This is a genomic window from Streptomyces sp. NPDC102514 (assembly GCF_055584525.1).
Window position 1 is genome coordinate 1,657 of record NZ_JBVJLW010000049.1, and the last position, 1,756, is coordinate 3,412.

A 1,756-nucleotide genomic window follows, 5' to 3' on the forward strand; every position below is an offset into this window, starting at 1 on the left:
GGGGGTGATGGGTGGTTGGTCGTTGTTTGAGAACTGCACAGTGGACGCGAGCATCTGTGGCCAAGTTTTTAAGGGCGCACGGTGGATGCCTTGGTACCAGGAACCGATGAAGGACGTGGGAGGCCACGATAGTCCCCGGGGAGCCGTCAACCAGGCTTTGATCCGGGGGTTTCCGAATGGGGAAACCCGGCAGTCGTCATGGGCTGTCACCCACATCTGAACACATAGGGTGTGTGGAGGGAACGCGGGGAAGTGAAACATCTCAGTACCCGCAGGAAGAGAAAACAACCGTGATTCCGGGAGTAGTGGCGAGCGAAACCGGATGAGGCCAAACCGTATGTGTGTGAGACCCGGCAGGGGTTGCGCATGCGGGGTTGTGGGATCTCTCTTTCACAGTCTGCCGGCTGTGAGACGAGTCAGAAACCGTTGGTGTAGGCGAAGGACATGCGAAAGGTCCGGCGTAGAGGGTAAGACCCCCGTAGTCGAAACATCAACGGCTCGTTTGAGAGACACCCAAGTAGCACGGGGCCCGAGAAATCCCGTGTGAATCTGGCGGGACCACCCGCTAAGCCTAAATATTCCCTGGTGACCGATAGCGGATAGTACCGTGAGGGAATGGTGAAAAGTACCGCGGGAGCGGAGTGAAATAGTACCTGAAACCGTGTGCCTACAAGCCGTGGGAGCGTCGCTCATCAAGTTTACTTGGTGGGTCGTGACTGCGTGCCTTTTGAAGAATGAGCCTGCGAGTTTGCGGTGTGTTGCGAGGTTAACCCGTGTGGGGAAGCCGTAGCGAAAGCGAGTCCGAATAGGGCGGTTTAGTAGCGCGCTCAAGACCCGAAGCGGAGTGATCTAGCCATGGGCAGGTTGAAGCGGCTGTAAGAGGTCGTGGAGGACCGAACCCACCAGGGTTGAAAACCTGGGGGATGACCTGTGGTTAGGGGTGAAAGGCCAATCAAACTCCGTGATAGCTGGTTCTCCCCGAAATGCATTTAGGTGCAGCGTCGTGTGTTTCTTGCCGGAGGTAGAGCACTGGATAGGCGATGGGCCCTACCGGGTTACTGACCTTAGCCAAACTCCGAATGCCGGTAAGTGAGAGCGCGGCAGTGAGACTGTGGGGGATAAGCTCCATGGTCGAGAGGGAAACAGCCCAGAGCATCGACTAAGGCCCCTAAGCGTACGCTAAGTGGGAAAGGATGTGGAGTCGCACAGACAACCAGGAGGTTGGCTTAGAAGCAGCCACCCTTGAAAGAGTGCGTAATAGCTCACTGGTCTAGTGATTCCGCGCCGACAATGTAGCGGGGCTCAAGCGTACCGCCGAAGTCGTGTCATTCATGCAATAGGGCCAACGCCTGTATGGATGGGTAGGGGAGCGTCGTGTGCCGGGTGAAGCCGCGCCGGAAGGCAGTGGTGGACGGTTCACGAGTGAGAATGCAGGCATGAGTAGCGATACACACGTGAGAAACGTGTGCGCCGATTGACTAAGGGTTCCTGGGTCAAGCTGATCTGCCCAGGGTAAGTCGGGACCTAAGGCGAGGCCGACAGGCGTAGTCGATGGATAACCGGTTGATATTCCGGTACCCGCTGTGAAGCGTCAAACATCGAACCAGGCGATGCTAAGTCCGTGAAGCCGTTCCGGACCCTTCGGGGAATGGAAAGTGGTGGAGCCGACGGACCAGACCTGTAGTAGGTGAGTGATGGGGTGACGCAGGAAGGTAGTCCAGCCCGGGCGGTGGTAGTCCCGGGGTAAGGGTGTAGG

1 rRNA gene is annotated in these 1,756 nt (G+C 57.5%); it reads left to right on the top strand.

The features are described 5' to 3' along the window. Nucleotides 1–58: 58 nt before the first annotated feature. Nucleotides 59–1,756, top strand: a 23S ribosomal RNA gene (locus ACZ60E_RS45690); the annotation flags it as partial.